Annotated in this window: 6 protein-coding genes; 1 reads left to right on the forward strand and 5 read right to left on the reverse strand. The window is 67.7% G+C overall.

All coding sequences use genetic code 11. The annotated features are described in order from the left end of the window. Nucleotides 1–144 precede the first annotated feature (144 nt). The 3 genes from ACRDPS_RS02000 to nhaA form a co-directional block, all read right to left on the reverse strand. Nucleotides 145–1077, reverse strand: a complete 933-nt coding sequence (locus tag ACRDPS_RS02000; RefSeq protein WP_431499940.1) for a DUF559 domain-containing protein — start codon at nucleotides 1075–1077, stop codon at nucleotides 145–147. A gap of 148 nt (nucleotides 1078–1225) precedes the next feature. Beyond that, nucleotides 1226–1636 carry a phage holin family protein gene (locus ACRDPS_RS02005; RefSeq protein WP_431499941.1) on the reverse strand — a complete coding sequence of 137 codons (411 nt, stop codon included), beginning with the start codon at nucleotides 1634–1636 and terminating at the stop codon, nucleotides 1226–1228. A gap of 43 nt (nucleotides 1637–1679) precedes the next feature. Continuing rightward, entirely contained in the window at nucleotides 1680–2978 is a 1299-nt protein-coding gene (gene nhaA / locus ACRDPS_RS02010) for a Na+/H+ antiporter NhaA (protein ID WP_431499942.1), read from the reverse strand. A gap of 555 nt (nucleotides 2979–3533) precedes the next feature. Between nhaA and ACRDPS_RS02015 the strand changes: the two genes are divergently transcribed. Continuing rightward, entirely contained in the window at nucleotides 3534–4070 is a 537-nt protein-coding gene (locus ACRDPS_RS02015; protein WP_431499943.1) for a C40 family peptidase, read from the forward strand. A gap of 98 nt (nucleotides 4071–4168) precedes the next feature. On the opposite strand, the gene acs is transcribed toward ACRDPS_RS02015, so the two are convergent. Together acs and ACRDPS_RS02025 are read right to left on the reverse strand one after the other, a co-directional pair. Next, the gene (gene acs, locus ACRDPS_RS02020) at nucleotides 4169–6139 is read right to left on the reverse strand and encodes an acetate--CoA ligase (RefSeq protein WP_431499944.1); all 1971 of its coding nucleotides are present in this window, start codon (nucleotides 6137–6139) and stop codon (nucleotides 4169–4171) included. A gap of 125 nt (nucleotides 6140–6264) precedes the next feature. After that, the coding region (locus ACRDPS_RS02025; RefSeq protein WP_431499945.1) for a solute symporter family protein at nucleotides 6265–7036 on the reverse strand (772 nt) is incomplete at its 5' end.

Here is a 7036-nt window from a genome sequence, read left to right on the forward strand (position 1 = left end):
TGGCAGAACTCTGCCAACTCGGCCTGCGAAGGTGACCTCTCGGCCTGCGAAGGTGACGTCTCGGCCTGCGAAGGTGACCTCTCGGCCTGCGAAGGTGACCTCTCGGCCTGCGAAGGTGACCTCTCGGCGCGGGGGTGGTCTCGGTCAGAAGCGTCGGGAGTTGTAGGTCGGCGTGAGGGCGTCCTTGATCTCGCGAAGCCACGCGTCCAAGCGGTCGCCGGTGAAGTCACCCTTGCGGACGATGATGATCGTCCAACCGTGATCCACGAGCCACCCGCGGCGCTCCTCGTCGTAGATCCGCTGGTCCTCGTTGTCGTGACCGTCGCCGTCGTACTCCACCGCGACTCGGGCGAGGGGATAGGCGAAGTCGAGCCGGTAGGTCGGGATGCCGTCGACGTCCACCCAGACCTGGGCCTCGGGGAGCGGAAGCCCGGCGTCGCTGATCGCCACCAGAACCCAGGACTCCCGCTGGGATTCGAGATGGCGGTTGACGAGCGGGACGAGTCCGCGGAGCTGGACCACGCCCCGTCGGCCACGGAAGCGAGGCAGCTCCTTGCTGAGGGCGTTGCGAGTGATGCCATGGTTTTTCGCGAACTCGTTCAGCGCGGCCATCGCCTCCCGCCGGTTCAGGTTGCAGCCGAGGTCGAGCGCGGTGCGCAACGGCGTCGTCACGGGCACCCCACCGATGATCGTGATGTCGTCGGGAAGCAGATCCCGCGTGTGGCCGTCCGCGCCGGCAAGCCGTGTGCGGGTGAATCCGCGCACGGCGCAGGTCTCCACGGGCGGCGGCTGTGACTCCTCGACCCTGCTGTAGGTGTTGATCCCGTGCACCCAGGCGGCGGTGCGGTCGCTGATCACCTGATGCTCGGAGAGCACGTTGACCAGGGCTGCCGCCCGCGTCGCCGGATCGTCGTCCACCTCCGAAGGCAGATAGATCCCACGGAACGGGCGGCGTACGTCACCGTGGCTGATCGCCTGGTCCAAGGCGTAGCGGTTGATCGCCATCGACTTGACGTCAGAGGCGGTGAAGGGGCGCTCGGGGAGGGTGCTGTCGGTCTTTACGAGTGAGAGATTCATGGCCGCAGCCTGCGCCAGGCTGCGTACGAAATCATCCGCCTATTCGACGCCTGTGGATAACTCGATCCTCGACAGCGCCTGTGGACACCAACTGGCCCGAATGGTTCTGCAGAACTGACCTCTCGGCCTGCAGAAGTGACTTCTCGGCCTAGGAGTGATGGCCCTTGAGCGCCCGGGGGATCTCCTTGCCCTGGGCGATGGCCTTCTCGGGGGCCTTGACCTTCTTCACCTTGAGGACGCCGATGAAGCCGAGCAGGGCGGCGAGCAGGACGTAGAAGCCGAAGACGATGAGGAAGGCCCAGTGCAGGCCGAGGCCGGCCCAGTGGATGAAGTAGGCCGCGGAGACGGAGAACATGATCACGGCGAGGACCAGCAGGAACGCGGCGGCGGCGAAGAGGCCGACGCCGACACCCGCGTTGGTCACCGAGACCTTGAGCTCCTGCTTGGCGAGCGTGATCTCCTTGTTGACCAGCTCGGAGATGTCCCGGCTGGCGTCGACGACGAGCTTCCCGATCGTCGGGTCCTCGCTGTTCGGAGACTTCACGATGTCGACTGCCATGGGAACCCTTCGCTGAAACGTGTGTTGGAGAGCGTCTCCGACCTTACCGGTCCCGACCCTCTTCATCCTCGAACACGTCCGGCACGCCGTCCTTGTTGGCGTCGATCGTCTCCAGCTCCTCGAAGCGGCGATATACCCGGTTGCGGCTCCGCAGCACCACGGTGGCCAGCGCGGCAGCCAGCACCGACCCGAACAGCACGCCTACCTTCATGTGGTCGTGGGCCGCGGGATCCGACTCGAAGGCGAGCTCGCCGATCAGCAGCGACACGGTGAAGCCGATGCCGGCCAGCATCGCCATCCCGATCACGTCCGACCAGGCCAGGTCGTCATCGAGCGAGGCATGGGTGAACCGGGACAACAGCCACGTCGACCCCGCGATCCCGACGGTCTTGCCGACGACCAGGCCGAGGATGATGCCGAGCGTGATCGGGTCGCGCAGCGCCCCGGTCACCCCGTCCCAGCCACCGAGAGAGACCCCGGCCGCGAAGAAGGCGAAGATCGGCACCGCGACGCCGGCGGAGATCGGTCGGACCAGGTGCTCGAAGTGCTCGGCGAGCCCACGCTTGGCCTCGGGGTTCCGCGCGATCACGGGCACCGTGAACCCAAGCAGCACGCCCGCGACCGTGGCGTGGACGCCGCTGGCGTGCACCAGCGCCCAGGCGATCAGGGCGAGCGGGACGAGCAGCCAGGGGCTGCGTACGCGGCGCTGGACGAGCAGCGCGAAGAGCCCGATCGGGACGAGCGCGAGCAAGAAGTAGCCGATATGCAGGCTGGAGGTGAAGAAGACCGCGATGACGGTGATCCCGAGCAGGTCGTCGACGACGGCCAGGGTCAGCAGGAACGTACGCAGTCCGGCGGGCAGGTGCGTGGAGATGACCGCCAGGATCGCGACCGCGAAGGCGATGTCGGTGGCCACCGGCGTCGCCCATCCGGCAAGCGATCCGCCGCCGACCAGGTTGACGACCACGTAGACCAGGGCCGGAACGACCATGCCGCCCACCGCCGCGGCGATCGGCAGCGCGGCGCGGCGCGGGTCGCGCAGGTCGCCGGAGACGAACTCGCGCTTGAGCTCCAGGCCGGCGACGAAGAAGAAGATCGCCAGCAGGCCGTCCGCCGCCCAGGTCCCGATGCTCAGATCGAGGTGGAGCGAGGCGGGGCCGACGCGGAAGTCGCGGACCGCCTCGTAGGCCTCCTGCCAGGGGCTGTTGGCGAGGATGACGGCGATGATCGCGGCGATGATGAGGAGCACGCCGCCGGTCGTCTCGGCGCGCAGGATCTCGGCCGTGCGCGAGGTCTCCAGCCAGGAGCCGCGGGTGAAGAGGCGGTTGCGGGTGTCGGTCACGGATGGGCCTCCAAGGGCTTACGGGGTCGTTGAGTCCACGCCGACCAGACTTCCCGGCACACCTGATCCTGACCCTAGCAAGAGGCCTCGACGGGGTCCGCTGAGTGGTCATGACAGAGCGTACGCCGCGCCAAACTGAGGTGGGAAACGTCAGCAAACACGTGCAAATAGATAAGACGTGGGGTCAGTTTTTGCCATCAGAGCCCCGCGAACCCCGGATTTCGTTGCATAGTGGATCCCAGCCCTCGCCGAATGGTGAGGCCGCTCCGGTCGAGCCGAGGCCCGTCGCAACCGGAGGAGAACCGAGCCAAACCTAGGTGGCGGGCACGGGGGAGCCGAGCAGTACGCCGGGCGCCAGAGACAAGGCAGACCGGCTTGGGGTGAAGGCGCGTACGGAACACAAGGATTCCAGCGCCCGGGCATCAGCAGCCCGAATCCGACAGGTGAACCTTCGTAGGCGTCGCTGCATCGGGGGAACCTCGAATGATCGGATCGTGCATCCGTGCGCACTCGCGCGCGCCCAGGAAGATCAGTCAGAAGCTCGGCATCGGAATCGTGACCGCCCTCGTGGCCGGGCTCGCACTCGTCGCCGTACCCAACCAGTCGGCCACCGCCGCGCCCACCCCGGGCACGAGCGTTCAGACCGGCGCCCACTCCGTCACGACCACCACGGTCGTCACGAAGAAGAAGGCCACCAAGAAGAAGGCCAAGAAGAAGAAGTCGCGGGGCATCCGAGCGATCCGTCGCGTCAAGAGCCGAGCCGGCGCTCCGTACTCCTACGGTGCCGACGGCCCGCACTCCTTTGACTGCTCGGGCCTGACCCAATGGGTCTACAAGAAGCTCGGCCGCAAGCTGCCGCACAGCTCGTCGGGGCAGGTCGGCCACACCTTCAAGGTCAAGAAGCCCCGCAAGGGAGACCTGGTTTTCTTCTACGGCAGCGGCGGTGTCTACCACGTCGGCATCTACGCCGGGAAGCGCGACGGTCGCCGCTGGGTCTGGCACGCGCCCAGGTCCGGCGAGACGGTCACGAAGGACCCGATCTGGACCGACAGCCACTTCATCCGCCGGGTGAAGTACAAGACGAAGCGCTAGAGGCCGTACGACCTCGCTTCGGTCGTGTCGGCGCATCCGACCCCTCCCGCTCCGCGCTTCGCGAGACACGGGGTCAGATGCGCCGACTCGGCAGAGACTCACTCGTCCGTCGCGGTCGTCTTCCCGGCGGCGATCAGGTCCATGATCGTCTGGTCGGCCAGCGTGGTGGTGTCGCCGACACCGCGACCCTCGGCGAGGTCGCGCAGCAGCCGCCGCATGATCTTCCCCGAGCGGGTCTTGGGCAGCTCCGGCACGATCATGATCTGCCGCGGCTTGGCGATCGGGCCGATCTCCTTGCGGACGTGGTCGGAGAGCTCCTTGTGGCAGTCCTCCGGCGACCCGTCGCGCAGGATGACGTACGCCACCACGGCCTGCCCGGTGTCGGGATCGGTCGCACCGACGACGGCCGCCTCGGCGACGTAGGGGTGCGAGACCAGGGCCGACTCGATCTCGGTCGTGGAGAGCCGGTGACCCGACACGTTCATCACGTCGTCGACGCGACCCAGGACCCAGACGTCGCCGTCCTCGTCCTTCTTCGCGCCGTCACCGGCGAAGTAGTAGCCGCGGTCCTTGAACCGCGCCCAGTAGGTGTCGATGTAGCGCTGGTCGTCCCCCCAGATCGTACGCAGCATCGACGGCCACGGCTCGGTGATCACCAGGTAGCCCCCGGCACCGTCCGGCACGGACTCGCCGTTGTCGTCGACCACGTCGGCCGCGATGCCCGGCAGCCCCTTCATCGCCGACCCCGGCTTCCCGTGAGTGACCCCGGGAAGCGGGGAGATCATGATCGCGCCGGTCTCCGTCTGCCACCAGGTGTCGACCACGGGAACCTTCGAGCCGCCGATGACCGAGCGATACCAGACGTAGGCCTCCGGGTTGATCGGCTCACCGACCGAGCCGAGCAGGCGCACCGAGGACAGGTCGCGGGTGTCCGGGATGTCGCGGCCCTGCTTCATGAAGGTCCGGATCGCGGTCGGCGCCGTGTAGAAGAGCGTGACGCCGTACTCCTCGATGATCTGCCACCAGCGGCCCTTCTCCGGGAAGTCCGGGGTGCCCTCGTAGAGCACCTGGGTCGCGCCGTTGGCCAGCGGCCCGTAGACGATATAGGAGTGGCCGGTGATCCAGCCGATGTCGGCGGTGCACCAGTAGACGTCGGTCTCGGGCTTGAGGTCGAAGACCGACCAGTGCGTGTAGGCGGCCTGGGTGAGGTAGCCACCGGTGGTGTGCAGGATGCCCTTCGGCTTCCCGGTGGTGCCGCTGGTGTACATCACGAAGAGCGGGTGCTCGGCGTCGTGTGCGACCGGCGTGTGCTCGGTGGAGGCCGTGTCGACGACGTCGCCCCACCACTTGTCGACCGAGTCGTTCCACTCGACGTCCTGGCCGGTGCGCTTGACCACCAGCACGTTCTCGACCAGACCGGCCTGGGTCGCCTCGACCTTGGTGACCGCCTCGTCGACGGCCGGCTTGAGCGCCGAGGGCGCGCCGCGGCGGTAGCCGCCGTCCGAGGTGACGACGAGCTTCGCGCCGCAGTCGACGATGCGGGTCGCGAGCGCGTCGGCGGAGAAGCCGCCGAAGATGACGGTGTGGACGGCCCCGATCCGCGCACAGGCCAGCATCGCGAAGACGGCCTCCGGGATCATCGGCAGGTAGATCGCGACGCGGTCGCCCTTCGACACCCCCAGCGCCTCGAACGCGTTCGCCGCGCGAGAGACCTCATCCTGAAGCTCCGCGTAGGTGATGGTCCGCTTGTCGTCGGTGGGCTCGCCGACCCAGTGGATCGCGACCCGGTCACCGAGCCCGGCCTCCACATGCCGGTCGACGGCGTTGTACGCCACGTTGATCTCACCGCCCTCGAACCACTTCGCGAACGGCGGGTTGTCCCAGTTCAGGACACGGTCGAACGGCTTCGCCCAGGTGAGCCGCTCGGCGGCGGCGGCCCAGAACGCGTCGCGGTCCGCGTCAGCGGTGGCGTACGCATCGGCCTTGACATTGGCAGCGGCGGCGAGCTCGGCAGGGGGCTCGAACCGGCGCTTCTCGTGCAGCAGGTTGGACAGGGTCTCGTCGCTCACAGTGACTCCTACGTACGAAAATTGTGGCTCAAACCACAGGGTAGTGCGGGGGAAGGAACGATGGCGGGCCGCCGTACAACCGCAGCTGTACGACGACCCGCCGCATTGCTAGCTCTGCATGGTGATCAGTGCTGGATCGCCTTCTCGGAGCCGGCACCGGTGAGAGCGCGCACCTCGAGCTCGACGTAGCGCTCCGCGGTCTCCGGCTCGTTCGACGTCACCGTGCCCAGCCAGCCCAGGAAGAACCCGAGCGGGATGGAGACGATGCCGGGGTTCTCCAGGGGGAACCAGGAGAAGTCGATGCCGGCCGGGAACAGCGAGAGGCTGTCGCCGGTGGCCGGGTCGACCTTGCCGGAGACGACCGGCGAGAAGAAGACCAGGCCGACACACGAGATCAGGCCGCCGTAGATCGACCAGACCGCGCCGCGGGTGTTGAACCGGCCCCAGAACATGTTGTAGATGATCGCCGGCAGGTTCGCCGAGGCCGCGACCGCGAAGGCCAGCGCCACCAGGAACGCGATGTTCTGCCCGTTGGCCAGGATGCCGCCGCCGATGGCCAGTGCTCCGATGACCAGCGCGGTGATCCGGGCGACCTTGACCTCCGCCTCCTTGTCGTCGGCCGCGCCCTTCTTGATCACGTTGGCGTAGATGTCGTGCGCGAAGGACGCCGACGCCGTGATCGTCAATCCGGCGACGACCGCGAGGATCGTCGCGAACGCCACTGCGGCGATGAACCCGAGCAGCACCTCACCGCCCAGCTCGAAGGCGAGCAGCGGCGCCGCGGAGTTCTCCTCGCCCGGCATACTTGCGATGCGTTCCGGACCGCCCTGCACCAGCGCGCCCGCGCCGTAGCCGATCACGAGCGAGAACAGGTAGAACAGCCCGATCAGCCAGATC

The organism is Nocardioides sp., from assembly GCF_050699375.1.
GTDB lineage: Bacteria > Actinomycetota > Actinomycetes > Propionibacteriales > Nocardioidaceae > Nocardioides.